Below are 16373 nucleotides of genomic sequence, written 5' to 3' on the forward strand. Positions count from 1 at the left end.
GGTGACTTTCTGTGAGGTGCTGCTGCTGTGTGAGGGGTGGTGCTGGGATCGGGTGGTGCTGTGGGGGCGGCTCAGGCGGCGTGCACCGCGGCCGCGGCGGACTTCGCGGCCGCCGCCGTGCTCGCGGCGAGTGCTGCCGTCGCCATCTCGCGGGCCTGCTCGAGGGTGTGGTTGCCGAGTTCGGCGCGCACGTCGGCGAGGGCCGCGGGGGTCATGGAGAGGGTGGTGGCGCCGAGGCCGACGAGCACGACGGCGAGCAGCGGGTCGGCCGCGGCCTCGCCGCAGATGCCGACGGGCTTGCCGGCGGCCGCACCGGCCGCACCGAGCTGTGCGACGAGGCGCAGGACGGCGGGGTGCCACGGGTCCTGGTAGGACGCGACGGTGCCGAGCATGCGGTCGGCGGCCATCGTGTACTGGGTCAGGTCGTTCGTGCCGATGGACACGAAGTCGGCGGAGGTGAAGACCTGGTCGGCCATCAGCGCGAGGGAGGGACCTCGGCCATGACGCCGGCGGTGCGGATGCCGAGCTCGCGGGCGAGGTCGACGAAGTACTCCGTCTCCTCGGCGTCGGCGACCATCGGGGCCATCACCCAGAGGTCGGCCTCGGTCTCGGCGTCGGCCTGGGCCAGCGCGGTGAGCTGGTCGCGGAGCACCTCGGGGTGGTTCCGCAGCGCACGGAGGCCGCGGCGCCCGAGGGCCGGGGTTCTCCTCGTCCTTGTCGGTGAGGAACGGCAGCGGCTTGTCGGCGCCGGCGTCGAGGGCGCGGACGACGACCTTCTTGCCGGGGAACGCCTCGAGGAGCTGCCGGTAGGACTCCTGCTGCTCGGCGACGGTCGGCGCCTTGGGCGAGTCGAGGAAGAGGAACTCGGTGCGGAAGAGCCCCACGCCCTCCGCACCGAGAGCAACGGCGCCCGCGGCGTCGGCGGGGCTGCCGAGGTTCGCGAGCAGGGGCACGGTGTGGCCGTCGGCGAGCGCGCCGGCGGTGAGCGGGGCGGCGGCGGCGGCGAGGCGGTCGGCGATGCGCTGCTCGACGTCGGCCACCAGCTCGGCGGAGGGCTCGGTGACGATCGTGCCGGCGACGGCGTCGACCACGACGGCCTGTCCCTCGGCGAGGTCGTCTGCGCCGGTGACGCCGACGATCGCGGTGATGCCCTTCGCCCGGGCGAGGATCGCGGTGTGCGAGGTGGGGCCGCCGTCGCGGGTGACGAGGGCGAGGACCTTGTCGAGGTCGAGGAGTGCGGTGTCGGCGGGCGCGAGGTCACGGGCGACGAGCACGAACGGGGTGTCCGACTCGGGGACGCCGGGTGCGGCGACGCCGCGGAGCTTCGCGACGATGCGCTGCGCGACGTCGTCGAGGTCGGCCGCGCGCTCCCCCATGTAGCCGCCCATGCCGACGAGGAGGTCGCGGAACTGCGCGAAGGCCTCGTGCACGGCGCGCTCGGCGTTGGTGCCGCCGTCGATGCGCGCGTGCACGTCGTCGAGGAGCGTCGGGTCCTGCGCCATGAGCGCCTGCGCCTCGAGCACGGCCTGGGCGTCGCCGCCGGCGAGCTGTCCGCGCTTGTTGAGGTCCTCGGCGACGGCGGCGATCGCCGTGGCGACGGCCTGCTTCGCGTCGTCCGCCGAACCCTCGAGCGGCGTGGTCGACGGTTCGCCGAGCGGGTCCGCCATCCGGAGCACGGGGCCGTGGGCGACGCCACGGCCGACGCCGGTTCCGAGCAGTTCGGACATTCGAGACTCCTTCATCTCACACGCACGTGCGGTGGGGGTGGTTCGTTCGGTGCGCGCGACGCGGAGACGGGACCCCGCCGGTGCGGCTGTGCAGCACACTACCCCGATCCGCGTTGACAAACAAACACATCCGGGGATAAAAATGCAGAAACAGATGCCCGTTTGCGTCTGGCGGCTGATCGGTTCCGAACACGACCGCCGCCATCGTGTCCGAGCATGTCCGTTCCGTTCCGACTCCACCGTCCCCAGACCACGAGGCCCCCGATGTACGCACCAGAGCGCCACCAGCGCATCGTCGAACGGGCCCGCGAGCAGGGCCGGGTCGACGTGAAGGACCTCGCCGAGCTGCTCGAGGTCACGCCCGAGACCATCCGCCGCGACCTCACCAGCCTCGAGCGGCGCGGACTCGTCCCGTCGCGCCCACGGTGGCGCGATCCCGGTCGAGCGGATCACCCTGCACCCGGGGGTCGGCGACCGTGGCGGCATCAACCAGTCCGAGAAGATGGTCATCGCCGAAGCGGCCCTCGACGAGCTGCCCGAGAACGGGTCGGTCATGATCGACGCCGGCACCTCGACGATCTGCCTCGCCGAGATGCTCCCCACCGACCGCGGCCTCACCGTCGTCACGCACTCGCTGCCCGTCGCCATGGCCGTCGCGAACCGGGCCGGCATCGACCTGCACCTGCTCGGCGGCAACATCCGGAGCGACTCGCTCGCCGGGGTCGGCACCTGGACCCACCAGCTCATCGGCATGGTGAGCGTCGACGTCGCGTTCATCAGCATCAACGGGATCACCCCCGAGCGCGGCCTGACGACGCACAACATGGCCGAGGCCGCCGTGAAGAGCGCCATGATCAAGTCCGCCCGACGGAGCATCCTGCTCGCCGACCACACCAAGTTCGGTCGCGAGGAGTTCGGCCGCGTCGCGCCGCTCGCCGCCATCGACACGATCATCACCGACCTGGGCGTCAACGCCGACCTGGTGCGCGAGGTCGAGGCCGCCGGCACCGAGGTCTTCTGGCCCGGCCGCGACTGACGTCGCGCCCCCGCGCCCCTCACCGCACCCACCCACCGGTCGCTCGCTACCATGAGCGCCACCACCCATCGACTAGGAGTTCATCGATGTCCGAAGCCACCCGCACCGTCACCGTCGCCAGCGCGTCCGGCCTGCACGCGCCCCGCCTCCCTGTTCGTCCAGACCGTGACCGCGTCGGGACACCAGGTCACGATCGCGAAGGGCGACAAGTCCGGCAACGCGGGCAGCATCCTCGCCCTGCTCGGTCTCGGCATCGAGAACGGCGACGAGGTCACCCTCACGGTCTCCGGCGACGACGCCGAGACGACCGCGGACAGCCTGGTCGAGTTCCTGAAGACGGACCACGACGCGGCCTGATCGCGTCGGTCGCGTCGCGTCCCGGACGCTGCCGCGACCACCTGACGGACTGGAGGCGCGGTGCCAGCTGGCACCGCGCCCTCCCGTCCATCCAGGGTGCGTCCAGGGCTGTCGGCACCCGCCGATAGGGTGTTCTGCATGACACGCCTGCGCCTCGCATCCGTCAACGTGAACGGCATCCGTGCCGCGTTCCGGAAGGGGATGGGCGACTGGCTCGCCACCCGCGACGTCGACGTGCTCGCCCTGCAGGAGGTCCGCGCGTCGAGCGACGACCTCGCCGGTCTGCTCGGTGACGAGTGGGACGTCGTGCACGACCCGGCGACCGCGAAGGGCCGGGCCGGGGTGGCGATCGCCTCGCGGCACTCCGCGCAGATCCACCGCGTCGCACTGGGCGCCGACGACTTCGACTCCGCCGGGCGCTGGCTCGAGGCCGACTACGAGATCGGCGGCACCACCGTGACCGTCGTGTCGACGTACGTGCACTCGGGCGAGGTCGACACCCCGAAGCAGGACGAGAAGTGGAAGTTCCTCGACGCGATGACGGAGCGCCTGCCCGCCCTGCGCGCGCACAACCCGCTCGCCGTCGTCGTCGGTGACCTCAACGTCGGCCACGACCAGCGGGACATCAAGAACTGGAAGGGCAACGTCAAGCGCGCCGGCTTCCTGCCGCGCGAGCGTGCCTACTTCTCGCGCTTCTTCGGTGCGGACGGCGAGCAGGTCGAGGGCGCCGACGGGTCCACCGGCCCGGGGCTCGGCTGGGTCGACGTCGGTCGTGCGCAGGCCGGCGACGTCGAGGGGCCGTACAGCGTGGTGGTCCTGGCGCGGCCAGGCGTTCGACAACGACACCGGCTGGCGCATCGACTACCAGATGGCGACGCCGGACCTCGCCGCCAAGGTGACCGGGTACACGGTCGACCGGGCCGCGGCGTACGACCAGCGATGGTCCGACCACGCCCCCGTGGTCGTCGACTACGAACTCTGGACCTCCCCGCCGCTTCACCTCACGCACCGGAGCACCACCATGACCAAGACCCGCATCTTCTCGGGCATCCAGCCGTCCGGCCGGCTCACTGCACCTCGGCAACTACATCGGCGCGCTCATGCAGTGGCGCGACCTGCTCGACGACTACGACGCGATCTACTGCGTCGTCGATATGCACGCGATCACCTCCCCGCAGGACCCGGCGGAGCTCCGGGCGAACACCCGGGCGACGGCCGCGCAGTACATCGCCTCGGGCATCGACCCGACGAAGGCGACCCTGTTCGTGCAGTCGCACGTCCCCGCCCACGCCGAGCTCGCCTGGGTGCTCAACACCCTCACCGGCTTCGGCGAGGCGAGCCGGATGACCCAGTTCAAGGACAAGTCGGCGCGTCAGGGCGCCGAGGCCGCGTCCGTCGGGCTCTTCACGTACCCGATCCTGATGGCGTCGGACATCTTGCTGTACGACACGAAGGTGGTGCCGGTCGGGGACGACCAGCGGCAGCACGTCGAGCTCACCCGTGATCTCGCCGGTCGGTTCAACTCGCGGTTCGGCGACACGTTCGTCGTCCCGGAGGCACGCATCCTCACCGAGACGGCCCGCATCTACGACCTCCAGGACCCGACGAGCAAGATGAGCAAGTCGGCGGCGTCCGACAGCGGTCTCGTGCGACTGCTCGACGACCCGAAGCGCACGGCGAAGAAGATCAAGTCGGCCGTCACCGACGCCGAGCGCGAGATCCGGGCCGACCGTCAGGCGAAGCCGGGTGTGACGAACCTGCTGTCGATCCTCTCCGCGTTCACCGGCACCCCGGTCGCCGCGCTCGAGGCGTCGTTCGCGGGCAAGGGCTACGGCGACCTGAAGGGCGAGGTCGCGGACGCGGTCGTCGCCGAGCTCGAGCCGGTGCGCGCCCGCACCCTCGAACTGCTGGACGACCCGGCGGAGCTCGACCGGCTGCTGGCGGTCGGCGCCGAGCGGGCCGAGTCGATCGCCCGCGAGACCCTCGCGCGGGTGTACGACCGCATCGGCTTCGTCCCGCGTTCGCGCGTCTGAGCATGCTCCCCGTCACGCTGTCGTCCGACCGGGTGCACCTCGACGTGCCCACCCGGGCGGACGCCGCGGCGATCACCGAGGCCTGCCAAGACCCGGACATCGTGCGCTGGACGACCATCCCGACGCCGTACACCGCCCGTGACGCCACCACCTTCGTGGACGCCCTGGTCGGCCCCGGCTGGGCGTCGGACCGCGAGTACACCTGGGCGATCCGTCGTACCGGGTCGACCTGGCTCGAGGGCGTCATCGGGTACCGCACGGCGCACCGCGACCTCGGGTTCTGGCTCGCGCCGTCGGCCCGCGGCACCGGACTGATGCACGACGCGGTCCGGCTCGTGCTCGACTGGGCCTTCGCGCAGGGTGCTCCGGACGTGTACTGGGAGTGCTACGCGGGCAACACCGCGTCCGCCTCGGTCGCACGGGCGGCGGGGTTCTCGTACACGGGGTCCGGTCCCGCGCTGATCCCCGGTCGTGGCGGCGCCCCGACGACCGCGGGAAGGGCCTCCCGCCGTGCGGACGGCACACCCGCATCAGAGCTGCCGTGGCCGCCCGAGACGTTCGGCGACGCCGGTAGTCTCGGTCCGTGAGCCGCTCCACCGATCCGTCGCCGACACCCGCCTCCCCGGCGGAGGTCCGTGCGATGCGCCGCGGGCTCGAACTCGCCGCGCTCGGCCCGGCCGTCGGTGACCACGCCCGCGTCGGAGCGGTCATCCTCTCCCCCGGCGGCGAGGTCCTCGCCGAGGGCTGGCACAAGGGCGCCGGCACGCCCCACGCCGAGGTCGACGCCATGGCCAAGGTGGCGCCGGAGCTCCTCCGCGGGGCGACCGCCGTCGTCACCCTCGAACCCTGCAACCACACCGGACGCACCGGCCCGTGCGCCGTCGCCCTGCTCGAGGCCGGCATCGCCCGGGTCGTGTACGCGATCGACGACCCGGGCGCGAACGTGCACGGCGGCGGCGACCGGCTGCGCGACGGTGGCGTCGACGTCGTGACGGGCGTGCTCGCGGACGACGCCGAGGCCTTCCTCGAACGGTGGCTCCTCTCCGTCCGGCTCGGACGCCCGTGGGTCACCGTGAAGTGGGCCTCCAGCCTCGACGGCCGTGCCGCCGCGGCGGACGGCACGAGCCAGTGGATCACCGGCGCCGCCGCCCGGCAGCACGTCCACGAACAGCGCGCCGCGCACGACGCGATCCTGGTCGGCACCGGCACCGTCCTCACCGACGACCCGAGCCTCACCGCGCGGGGCGACGCCGGCGAACTCCTCGCCGACCAGCCGCTCCCGGTCGTGCTCGGCGACCGCCCGGTCCCCGACGACGCCGCCGTCCGTCGCCACCCCGGGGCTGCTGACGCTCCCCGGCCACGACCTCGAGGCCGCCCTCCGAGCCCTCCGCGAGCACGGTGTGCACTCGGTGTTCGTCGAGGGCGGTCCGACCGTCGCCTCGGCGCTCATCGCCGCTGGTCTCGTCGACGAGTACCTCGTGTACCTCGCGCCCGTCCTGCTGGGCGGTCCCCGTGTGGCGCTCGGTGACGTCGGCGTGGGAAGCATCGGCGACCGTCGGAGGTTGGACGTACTATCGACCACCAGCCTCGGCCCCGACCTGCTGGTCCGAGCACGACCCCACCGCGCGGCGACGCCCGCGGCGGACGAGCTCCGGAACGCGGGCCCCAGGACGACCGGAGCACCCCATGACCGACGCACTCACCTCCCCCACCCCCGGGAGCCCGGTCCACTTCGAGGTGTCCACGAACGTCCCGACGACGCACGGCACGTTCGAGATGCGCGCCTACCGCGACCTCGTCACGAGCGCCGAGCACGTCGCGATCATCGCCACCGACCCCGACGGCGCCGCTCCCCGCGACGGCGCGCTCGTCCGGGTGCACTCCGAGTGCCTGACCGGCGAGGCCTTCGGGTCGCTGAAGTGCGAGTGCGGCCCGCAGCTCGACGCGGCGCTCGACACGATCGCGGCCGAGGGCGGTGTGGTGGTCTACCTCCGCGGGCAAGAGGGGCGCGGCATCGGGCTCATCAACAAGCTCAAGGCGTACCGCCTGCAAGAGGACGGGCTCGACACCCTCGACGCCAACCTCGCGCTCGGGCTGCCCGCCGACTCGCGCGCGTACGGCGGCGCCGCCGGCATCCTCGCTGACCTCGGTCTGGACCAGCGTCCGACTGCTGTCGAACAACCCCGAGAAGCGGCGGCAGCTCGAGGAGCACGGCATCACCGTCGAGGGGCTCGTGCCGCTCGTCGTCGGCATCTCCGCGCAGAACGCCGGGTACCTGACACTGAAGCGCGACCGGATGGGTCACCAGCTGCCGGCACACCTCGAAGCGGGCAGCCCGCTCGCCTGAGACCCGCTCGGCCCGTTCAGGGCGGATTCGGGCAGGTCCGCGACATCTGTCGTACGCTGTTGTCCTCCGTCACAAGCGGGCCACCACCCAGTTCCGAACGCACCCGATCGGTGCCCGCGCCACCCTGCGCGAACCGATCGGTGTCCGCCGTCCGGACCACCGCTGCGCCTCAGCACGAGCGCGCCCCACGGAGTCTCCTCACCACATGTCCGCCGCACCGGCACCCGCAGCCCCGAAGACCGCCGGCAATCCAGCGCTCCCGCGTCGTGATCGCCAGCCTCGTCGGCACCTCCATCGAGTTCTACGACTTCTACGTCTACGCGACCGCCGCGGTCCTCGTCTTCCCGACGCTGTTCTTCCCGAACGAGGACCCCACCGCATCGCAGCTGTCGTCGTTCGTCACCTTCGCCCTCGCGTTCTTCGCACGGCCGGTCGGGTCGATCATCTTCGGCCACTTCGGTGACCGCGTCGGCCGCAAGGCGACCCTCGTGGCGTCGCTGCTCGTCATGGGCACCGCGACGTTCCTCATCGGGTGCCTGCCGACGTTCTCCTCGATCGGCATCTGGGCACCGGTCCTCCTCGCGGTGATGCGCTTCGCCCAGGGCGTCGGCCTCGGTGGCGAGTGGTCCGGGCGCGGCCCTCCTGGCGACCGAGAACGCCCCGAAGGGCAAGCGCGGCGTGTTCGGCTCGATGCCGCAGCTCGGCGCCCTGATCGGCTTCCTGCTCGCGAACGGCCTGTTCATCGCGATCAACGCCGCCATGCCCGCCGGCGCCGACGGCTCCCCGAACCCGGACTTCCAGGCCTGGGGCTGGCGCATCCCGTTCCTGCTGTCCGCCGTGCTCGTCATCGTCGGCCTCTACGTGCGCTTCAAGCTCGTCGAGTCCACGGTGTTCCGCGGCGTCCAGGAGTCCGGCACGGTCGCGAAGGTCCCGCTCGGCCGCGTGTTCCGCACCTCGTGGAAGGCCGTCATCGTCGGCACCTTCGGCATGGTCGCCACGTACGTGCTCTTCTACTTCATGACGACCTTCACGCTGTCGTACGGCACCACCGGCACGGAAGCGAGCCCGCTCGTCCCGAAGATCGGCCTGGGCTACACCCGCGGCGAGTTCCTCACGCTGCTCATGATCGGTGTCGTGTTCTTCGGCATCCTCACGCCGATCGCCGGCATCCTCGCGGACAAGTTCGGCCGTCGTCGCACGCTCATCCCGACCACCATCGGCATCGCGCTGTTCGGTCTGACGTTCCAGATCTGGTTCGCGGCCTCGACCGGCCCGATCACGGTCGTCACGTTCCTCATCGTCGGCCTGTCGCTGATGGGTCTGACGTTCGGCCCGATGGGTGCCCTGCTGCCGGAGCTCTTCCCGACGAACGTCCGCTACACCGGTTCGGCGATCGCGTACAACGTCGCGTCGATCATCGGCGCCTCGCTCGCACCGACGATCGCGTTGGCCCTGTGGCAGCCCGACGGGAACATCTTCCTCGTCGGCCTGTACCTCTCCATCGCCGCGGTGGTGACGCTCGTCGCCCTCCTGTTCATGCGGGAGACCAAGAGCGCCGACCTCGACGAGGCGGACCGGTCCGGTGCGCCGGACGCCGCGCCTGCGGACGTCCGCGGGTAGGCACGCGCGCTGCGGACGGGAGGCACGGTGCCAGCTGGCACCGTGCCTCCCGTCCGTCTGCGGTCCCCCGGTGTGTGGATCCGGGCGTACCTGGTCGGAACTTCCGACCCGGTACGCCCGTTCCTGCTCGGTACGCCCGGTTCCGCCCGCACGCCCACCCGGGCGACCCCGCGCCTGTCCGTCAACTCAGGTTGACAGATGTCGGAGCGTCAATGTAGGTTGACAGCCATGGACCGACCGACCATCACGAGCCTCGCCGCGGGGGCCTCCCGAGACGACCCGTTCTCCGCCCTCGCCAGCGTGCGCGAGCTCCGACGTGAGCTCGAACGGACCGAGGAACTCGCTGCCCGCCGCGCCCGGGTGGCCGGCGCCTCGTGGCAGGAGATCGCGACGCTCCTCGGCGTCAGCCGACAGGCAGTGCACAAGAAATACGGCAGAAACTAGGACCACGATGAGCTCCCCTTCGCACGACCCAAGAAGACCGACGGCCCCCGCGCCAGCTTCGGCCGACTGCTGGGCTACCTGTTCGAGAACAAGCCCGCGATGGTCGTCATCATCGTGCTGAGCATCCTCGGCGCGGGTGCGTCCCTCGCGCAGCCACTGCTGGTGAACCAGGTGGTCACCGCGGTGCAGCACGGCAACACGCTGAGCATGCTCGTGTGGGCCCTGGTCGCCCTCGTGCTCGTCTCCGGGGTCCTCAACGGCGTCCAGCACTTCCTGCTCCAGCGCGCGGGTGAGGGTGTGGTCCTCTCCACCCGCCGCAAGCTCATCGCCCGCATCCTCAACCTGCCGATCTCCGAGTTCGACACGCGTCGCACCGGCGACCTGGTGTCCCGCGTCGGCAGCGACACCACGCTGCTCCGTGCGGTGCTCACGCAGGGGCTCATCGAGTCCATCGGCGGCGCGCTCACCTTCATCGGCGCGGTCATCGCCATGGCGATCATCGACCCGCTCCTGCTCGGCATCACCGTCGTCATCGTGCTCGTCGCCATCGTCGTCGTCGGCGGTCTGAGCCGACGCATCCGCATCGCGTCGAAGAAGGCGCAGGAGAAGGTGGGCGACCTGACCGCCGCGGTCGAGCGCGGCATCGGCGCCGTCCGGACGATCCGCGCGGCCGGCGCCACCGAGCGCGAGGTGCACGAGGTCGACTCGCACGCGACCGAGGCCTACAAGCGCGGGCTCGACATCGCGAAGATGTCGGCGTTCGTCGTGCCGGTCGCGAGCATCGTCATGCAGGTGGCGTTCATCGCCGTGCTCGGCGTCGGTGGCGCGCAGGTCGCCGCGGGCACGATCACGATCGCGACCCTCATCACGTTCATCCTGCTGCTGTTCATGATGATCATGCCGCTCGGCCAGGCCATGGGTGCGGTCGTCGCCGTCGCACAGGCCCTCGGTGCTCTGGGGCGCATCGAGGAGATCCTGCACCTGCCGACCGAGGCGCAGGACGACGGCGCGGTCCGCGTCGCCGCCGCCGTCGAGACCGACGACGCCATCACCTTCGAGCACGTCTCGTTCCACTACCGCGGCTCCGCGGATGCCTCCGGTCCCGACGGCGCGGTCGCGTCCGCCGGGTCGACGGGCGGGCCTGGAGGCACGACTCACCTCCCCGACACCGCCGACGACGAGCAGGCGGTGCTGCACGACGTGTCCTTCCGGGTGCCGCGCGGTTCGCGGGTCGCCCTGGTGGGGCCGTCCGGTGCCGGCAAGTCGACGACCCTCGCGCTCATCGAGCGGTTCTACGACCCGACCGACGGAGTGATCCGGCTGGGCGGCGTCGACGTCCGCGGCCTCGACCGCGCCGAGCTCCGCGCCCAGATCGGCTACGTCGAACAGGACGCCCCGGTGCTGGCCGGCACGATCCGCGCGAACCTGCTGCTCGGGTCGCCGGACGCGACGGAGGACGACTGCACCCGCGTGCTCGAGGCGGTGAACCTCGGCGAGGTCCTGCACCGCGATCCCCGGGGGTTGGACGCGCAGGTCGGCGAGGACGGGGTCATGCTGTCGGGTGGTGAGCGTCAGCGTCTGGCGATCGCCCGCGCGCTGCTCGCTGCGCCGCCGATCCTGCTGCTCGACGAGTCGACGTCGTCGCTCGACGGGGTGAACGAGCAGAAGATGCGGCTCGCGATCGACGCCGTCGCCGAGGACCGCACGCTGCTCGTCATCGCGCACCGGCTCTCCACCGTGGTGGACTCGGACGTCATCGTCGTGCTCGAGCACGGGCGGGTCGTCGGGGTCGGGATGCACTCCGAGCCTCGTCGAGTCGACGCCGCTCTACCGCGACCTGGCGAAGCACCAGCTGCTCGTCGACGGCCGCCCGGCCCGCCCGCCCCGGCCGTTCCGCGAAACGCAGCGTCGGCGGTTGCTCGCAGCGGTATGTCGCTGCGAGCAACCGCCGACGTTGCGTGTTGCGAGGGGAGGGGTCAGGCGGCGAAGGGGTCCGGCGTCAGCACGTAGACGGTCTCGAGGTACTCCTCGATGCCCTCGTGCGAGCCCTCGCGGCCGAGCCCGGAGGACTTCACGCCGCCGAAGGGGAACGCCGCGTTCGAGACGACCCCGGTGTTGAGGCCGAGCATCCCCGTCTCGAGGCGTTCCGCCAACCGCTGGCCCCGGGCGAAGTCCGTCGTGTACGCGTACGCGATCAGCCCGAACTCGGTGTCGTTCGCCAGGCGGATGCCCTCTTCCTCTGTCGTGAACCGCGTGATCGAGACGACCGGCCCGAAGATCTCGGTCGTGAGGATCTCCGACCCGGGCTGCACGTCGTCGAGCACCGTCGGCGCGTAGTACGTGCCGGGCCGGTCCACGCGCTGCCCACCGGTGACGAGCCGGGCGCCACGGGTGACGGCGTCGTCGACCAGCCGTGCGGCCTTGTCCACCGCGCGGTCATCGATGAGCGGCCCCATCGTGGTGCCGTCCTCGCTGCCGCGGCCGATCCGGAGCTCCTCGACCTTCGCGGTGAGCGCCGCCGTGAAGGCATCCGCGATGCCCTCCTGCACGAAGAACCGGTTCGCGGCGGTGCAGGCCTCGCCCACGTTCCGGAACTTCGCCAGCATCGCGTTCGTGACCGCGGTGTCGAGGTCGGCGTCGTCGAACACCAGGAGCGGGGCGTTGCCGCCGAGCTCCATGCTCGTCTTGAGGACGTTGTCGGCCGCCTGCTTGAGGAGCGCCGACCCGACCGGCGTCGATCCCGTGAAGGTCAGCTTCCGCAGCCGTCGGTCGGCGATGATCGGCTCGGACAGGTCCTTCGCATCGAGTGACGGCACCACGTTGAGGACGCCGTCGGGCAACCCGGCGCGACGGAACAGCTCGACCAGGAACAGGGTCGTCAGCGGGGTGAGTTCGGCCGGCTTCACGACGACGGTGCACCCGGCGGCCAGCGCCGGGCCGATCTTCCGCGTCGCCATCGCCAGCGGGAAGTTCCAAGGCGTGATCGCGTAGACCGGGCCGACGGGGCGCTTCAGGACGATGGCGCGGCCGGTGCCCTCCGGGTTCGTGCGGTAGTCCCCGTGGATCCGCACGGCCTCTTCGGAGAACCACCGGAGGAACTCGCCGCCGTACGTCACCTCGCCGCGGGCCTCGGCGAGCGGCTTGCCCATCTCGAGCGTCATGAGCGCGGCGAGGTCGTCGGCGTGCTCGCGCACCAGGTCGAACGCCCGGCGCAGCAGGTCGGACCGCTGCCGGGGCGGGGTCGCCGCCCAGTCGTCCTGCGCGGCGACCGCGGCGTCGAGGGCCGCGATGCCGTCCTCGGGGGTGGCGTCGGCGACCTCGGCGAGGACCGCGCCCGTGGAGGGGTCTCGCACCGGGAACGTCCGGCCGCCGGAGGCCGCCCGCCAGCTGCCGCCGATGAAGAGCCCCGCCGGGACCCCGGCGACGGAGACGTTGTCGTCCGCGACGGTGGTGGTGGGTCCGGTGGTCGTGGTGGTGTCGGTCGTTCGGGTGTCGGTCACAGTACTGCTCCTCCGGGGTTCGCGAGCCCCTCGTCCATGTCGCTCGTGCCGATGTGGCCGCCGGCCGTCCGGACCTCGTCGAGGGCTCGCTCGCTGCGCTCCGGGTCCACACCGGCGACCAGGTCGTCGATGACCTCGACGGCGTACCCGGCGGTGAGCGCGTCGAGCGCCGAGGCCCGGACGCAGTGGTCGGTGGCGATGCCCACGACGTCGACGGACGTGACGTGGTGCTCGACGAGGACGTCGGGCAGCGGCACGCCGCCCTCGGTCCGGCCCTGGAAGGCCGAGTAGTCCGGCGTCCCCTGCCCCTTGAACACGTGGACGTCGATCGGCGCGGTGTCGAGGTCGGGGTGGTAGTCGGCCCCCGGGGTCCCGGCGACGCAGTGCACCGGCCACGTCGTCACGAAGTCCGGCGCCGCCGTGCCGGCGAAGTGGCCGCCGTTGTCGTCGTCACCGTGGTGCCAGTCGCGCGAGGCGACGATGAGGTCGTACTCGTCGGCGTGCCGGCCGAGGAACGCGGAGATGCGCCGAGCGACCGCCGCTCCCCGGTGACACCGAGGGCACCGCCCTCGGTGAAGTCGTTCTGGACGTCGACGATGAGGAGTGCCCTGGCCATGGAGCCATCCAACACCCCGCGGATCAGGACCCGGTGAGCTTGCTCCCGCACGAGTAGGTGGCCGCGGTGACCCGGTCGAGTGCCGGCAGCGCAGCGGCGCGCGAGGACCCGATCGCGTAGAACGCGAAGGTCAGGCGCGAGCCGTCCGCGGCGTCGATGTACCCGCCGAGCGTGTTCGCGCTGTCGATCCAGCCGGTCTTCGCGTGCACCTTGCCGCGCGCGACGGCGTTCGCACCGGTGAACCGGCTGGCGAGCGTGCCGGACTGCCCGGACACGGGCAGGGCGTTCGCGAGCGTCCCGAGGCCCTTCGCACCCGCGGCGACCTGCACCATCAGGTGGGCGACGAAGTTCGGGGACACCGCGTTCGCCGCGCTCTCACCCGAGCCGTCCTTGATCACGATGCCGGCCGGGTCGACCCCGTACGAGCCGAGGGCCTTCTGGTAGACCGACGTCAGCGACGCCGCGGACCCGTCCGAGCCGGACTGCTTCGACGACACCCGGGCGAGCATCTCGGCGAGCGTGTTGTCGGAGTTCGGGATCATCTGGCCGATGAGCGTCGAGACCGGCTGCGACGACACCGTCGCGATGGTGTCCGAGCTCGTCGTGGCGCGCTTGACGATCTGCGCGTTCGCCGCCCCGGCGACACCGGCGTTCGCCAGTGCGGTGCGGAAGAGGGTGCCCGCACGACCGACCGGGTCGGTGGAACGCGGCGAGGTGGCGGCACCGGGGTTCGCCCGGTCACCGTCGACCATCAGCGCGGTGACGTTCGGCTGGTACCCGATCGTCCGCTCGCTGACGGGCCAGGTCGGGTCCCACGCGTCGCCGTCGTTCCAGTACGTGTCGTCCGTGACGATGGTGGTGACCGGGGCGTTGCCGAGCTTCGCCTTCACCTGCTGGGCGAGCTGGCCGAGCGTCGGTGCGCCCGGGTAGACCGTGGCCCCGCCAGCCGACAGGGTCGCATCCCCGTGGCCGACGAGCGCGATCGCGCCACCGGACTCCTTCGTGACGGTGGTCGGGATCCGGTACCCCCGCCGACGACGGCCAGCGCGGTCGCCGTCGTCAGGGTCTTCATGACGCTGCCGGTCTGCGCTGCCTTGTCGCCGTTGCGCGAGAACAGCACCTGGCCGGTCTTCGCGTTCATGACGTAGCCCTCGAACGCGCCGAGGCCGCTCGCCGAGGCGGCACCCGAGATCGTGCAGGTGCGGAGAGCGGAGGGCCCGGTGGTCTTCTCGGGGACCGCGCGGCCCGTCGGTGTCGGGGTGCTCGACGGCTTCGCGGTGGTCGGCGAGGCGGTCGGCGTCGGGGTCCGTGTCTCCTCGGCGACGGCGGACGCCGAGGACCGGGGCGCGGGCATCGTGGCCGCGGCCACCGCGACGGCGCCTCCCGACCCGAGCACGAGGACGGTCGCCAGGCCCCCGGCGATCCACGGCACCGGACGGCGGGCGGCGGAGCTGCGGGCGGCGGTGAGCGCGTGGCGGACGCGGTCCGCGACGGAGCGCGACGGAGGCTGGTGGTCGGACATCGCGAACGATCCTACGGAACTGCGGGAGGAGCCTCCAGGCCGTCGACCGGATCCGTCGTGACGGGACGGTCGTCGGCGGCGTACCGGACGCCCACCTGGCGACGTGCCTCGTCCATCAGGGCCATGATCGCGATGGTCTCCTCCGGGTCCATCGGACCGCCCTCGTGGGTGCCGGACGTCACCATCGACTCGAACGCGCGGACCTCGTGCGCGTAGCCGGTCAGTTCCTCGCGGCCGTCGTACTCCTCGACCACGACGCCGTCACGGTCGCGGATCCGCCACGTCGTCGGCGTGTACCAGGTCGCGTCGAGGTCGATGCGACCGTCCTCGCCGATCACCGACGCGGTGTTCGGGCTGCGGAGGTCGAGCCCGAAGTGGATCATCGACTGCGTCCCGCCCGGGTGCGTGAGGACGAGGCCCATCTGGGTGTCGACGCCCTGCTCGCTCAGCGTCCCGGCGGCGACGACCGACGTCGGCACCCCGAGCACGTCGACCGCGAACGAGATCGGGTAGACGCCGAGGTCGAGGATCGCGCCGCCGCCGAGCTCCGGGTCGTTGAGCCGGTGGTGCGGATCGGCGGGCAGCGCCTGGTGGTGGGTGGCCTCGACCACCCGGACGCGGCCGATCCGGCCCTCGGCGACGAGCTCGCGGATCATCGACATCTGCGGGAGGAAGCGGGTCCACATCGCCTCCATCACGGCGACGTCCGCGCGTCGGGCCGCGTCGACCACGCGGCGTGCCTCGTCGGCGGTGATCGTGAACGCCTTCTCGACGAGGACGTGCTTGCCGGCCGCGATCGCGAGCAGGGCGTCCTCGGCGTGACGGGAGTGCGGGGTGGCGACGTAGACCGCGTCGACCTCCGGGTCGGCCACGAGTTCCTCGTACGAGCCGTGCGCCCGCGGGATGCCGAACTCGTCGGCGAACGCCTGCGCCCGGTCCGCCGTGCGGCTGCCGACCGCGACGAACTCCACCCCGGCGGGGACGCAGTCCCCCACGAAGGAGCGTGCGATGCCGCCCGTGCCGATGACTCCCCAGCGAACCGTCATGGCCCCTGTCTACCAGCGGTGCCGCCCACCACGCCGCTGTCATCCTGCAGCACTTTGGTATGGACTCCACGGGCGATTGCCAGCTAGCGTGCTCCTGGTCCCCCGAACAGGGGTGCCGCTCCCCG

Annotated in this window: 8 protein-coding genes and 9 pseudogenes; 11 read left to right on the top strand and 6 right to left on the bottom strand. The window is 71.9% G+C overall.

Annotation, left to right across the window (positions count from 1 at the left end; all coding sequences use genetic code 11):
• Nucleotides 1-71 precede the first annotated feature (71 nt).
• A pseudogene (gene ptsP / locus ACZ8AI_RS06065) lies at nucleotides 72-1727 on the bottom strand (phosphoenolpyruvate--protein phosphotransferase).
• A gap of 264 nt (nucleotides 1728-1991) precedes the next feature.
• Between ptsP and ACZ8AI_RS06070 the strand changes: the two are divergent.
• From ACZ8AI_RS06070 to ACZ8AI_RS06120, 11 genes and pseudogenes are all read left to right on the top strand, one after another.
• A pseudogene (locus ACZ8AI_RS06070) lies at nucleotides 1992-2078 on the top strand (D-beta-D-heptose 1-phosphate adenosyltransferase); the annotation flags it as partial.
• A 151-nt stretch (nucleotides 2079-2229) separates the two neighbouring features.
• On the top strand, nucleotides 2230-2763 hold the full coding sequence (locus ACZ8AI_RS06075) for a DeoR/GlpR family DNA-binding transcription regulator (protein ID WP_464857301.1): 534 nt from the start codon (nucleotides 2230-2232) through the stop codon (nucleotides 2761-2763).
• Between the two features lie 51 nt (nucleotides 2764-2814).
• Nucleotides 2815-3120, top strand: coding sequence for an HPr family phosphocarrier protein (locus ACZ8AI_RS06080; protein ID WP_464857303.1), 306 nt, complete (start codon nucleotides 2815-2817; stop codon nucleotides 3118-3120).
• 138 nt (nucleotides 3121-3258) lie between these two features.
• Nucleotides 3259-4099, top strand: a pseudogene (locus ACZ8AI_RS06085) (exodeoxyribonuclease III); the annotation flags it as partial.
• 42 nt (nucleotides 4100-4141) lie between these two features.
• Nucleotides 4142-5153, top strand: a pseudogene (gene trpS / locus ACZ8AI_RS06090) (tryptophan--tRNA ligase).
• 2 nt (nucleotides 5154-5155) lie between these two features.
• Nucleotides 5156-5740 carry a GNAT family N-acetyltransferase gene (locus tag ACZ8AI_RS06095; protein WP_464857305.1) on the top strand — a complete coding sequence of 195 codons (585 nt, stop codon included), beginning with the start codon at nucleotides 5156-5158 and terminating at the stop codon, nucleotides 5738-5740.
• A 53-nt stretch (nucleotides 5741-5793) separates the two neighbouring features.
• Nucleotides 5794-6778, top strand: a pseudogene (gene ribD / locus ACZ8AI_RS06100) (bifunctional diaminohydroxyphosphoribosylaminopyrimidine deaminase/5-amino-6-(5-phosphoribosylamino)uracil reductase RibD); the annotation flags it as partial.
• Nucleotides 6779-6854: 76 nt separating this feature from the next.
• Nucleotides 6855-7500 (top strand): annotated as a pseudogene (gene ribA / locus ACZ8AI_RS06105) (GTP cyclohydrolase II); the annotation flags it as partial.
• A 248-nt stretch (nucleotides 7501-7748) separates the two neighbouring features.
• Nucleotides 7749-9120: pseudogene (locus tag ACZ8AI_RS06110) on the top strand (MFS transporter).
• Nucleotides 9121-9348: 228 nt separating this feature from the next.
• On the top strand, nucleotides 9349-9564 hold the full coding sequence (locus tag ACZ8AI_RS06115) for a hypothetical protein (protein WP_464857307.1): 216 nt from the start codon (nucleotides 9349-9351) through the stop codon (nucleotides 9562-9564).
• 66 nt (nucleotides 9565-9630) lie between these two features.
• Nucleotides 9631-11425 (top strand): annotated as a pseudogene (locus ACZ8AI_RS06120) (ABC transporter ATP-binding protein); the annotation flags it as partial.
• A 115-nt stretch (nucleotides 11426-11540) separates the two neighbouring features.
• Here ACZ8AI_RS06120 and ACZ8AI_RS06125 read toward each other — a convergent pair.
• The 5 genes and pseudogenes from ACZ8AI_RS06125 to ACZ8AI_RS06145 all read right to left on the bottom strand — a co-directional run bounded on the left by ACZ8AI_RS06125 (nucleotide 11541) and on the right by ACZ8AI_RS06145 (nucleotide 16248).
• Nucleotides 11541-12962 carry an NAD-dependent succinate-semialdehyde dehydrogenase gene (locus ACZ8AI_RS06125; protein ID WP_464857497.1) on the bottom strand — a complete coding sequence of 474 codons (1422 nt, stop codon included), beginning with the start codon at nucleotides 12960-12962 and terminating at the stop codon, nucleotides 11541-11543.
• A 98-nt stretch (nucleotides 12963-13060) separates the two neighbouring features.
• Nucleotides 13061-13680: pseudogene (locus tag ACZ8AI_RS06130) on the bottom strand (isochorismatase family protein).
• A 23-nt stretch (nucleotides 13681-13703) separates the two neighbouring features.
• Nucleotides 13704-14663 carry a D-alanyl-D-alanine carboxypeptidase/D-alanyl-D-alanine endopeptidase gene (gene dacB / locus ACZ8AI_RS06135; RefSeq protein WP_464857499.1) on the bottom strand — a complete coding sequence of 320 codons (960 nt, stop codon included), beginning with the start codon at nucleotides 14661-14663 and terminating at the stop codon, nucleotides 13704-13706.
• A complete protein-coding gene (locus ACZ8AI_RS06140) occupies nucleotides 14567-15202 on the bottom strand; it encodes a hypothetical protein (protein ID WP_464857515.1) in 636 nt (211 codons plus the stop codon). Before ACZ8AI_RS06140 ends, dacB begins: the two co-directional genes overlap by 97 nt.
• Nucleotides 15203-15213: 11 nt before the next feature.
• Entirely contained in the window at nucleotides 15214-16248 is a 1035-nt protein-coding gene (locus tag ACZ8AI_RS06145; protein ID WP_464857309.1) for a Gfo/Idh/MocA family protein, read from the bottom strand.
• Nucleotides 16249-16373: the final 125 nt, after the last annotated feature.

The organism is Curtobacterium sp. AC273 (assembly GCF_979253735.1).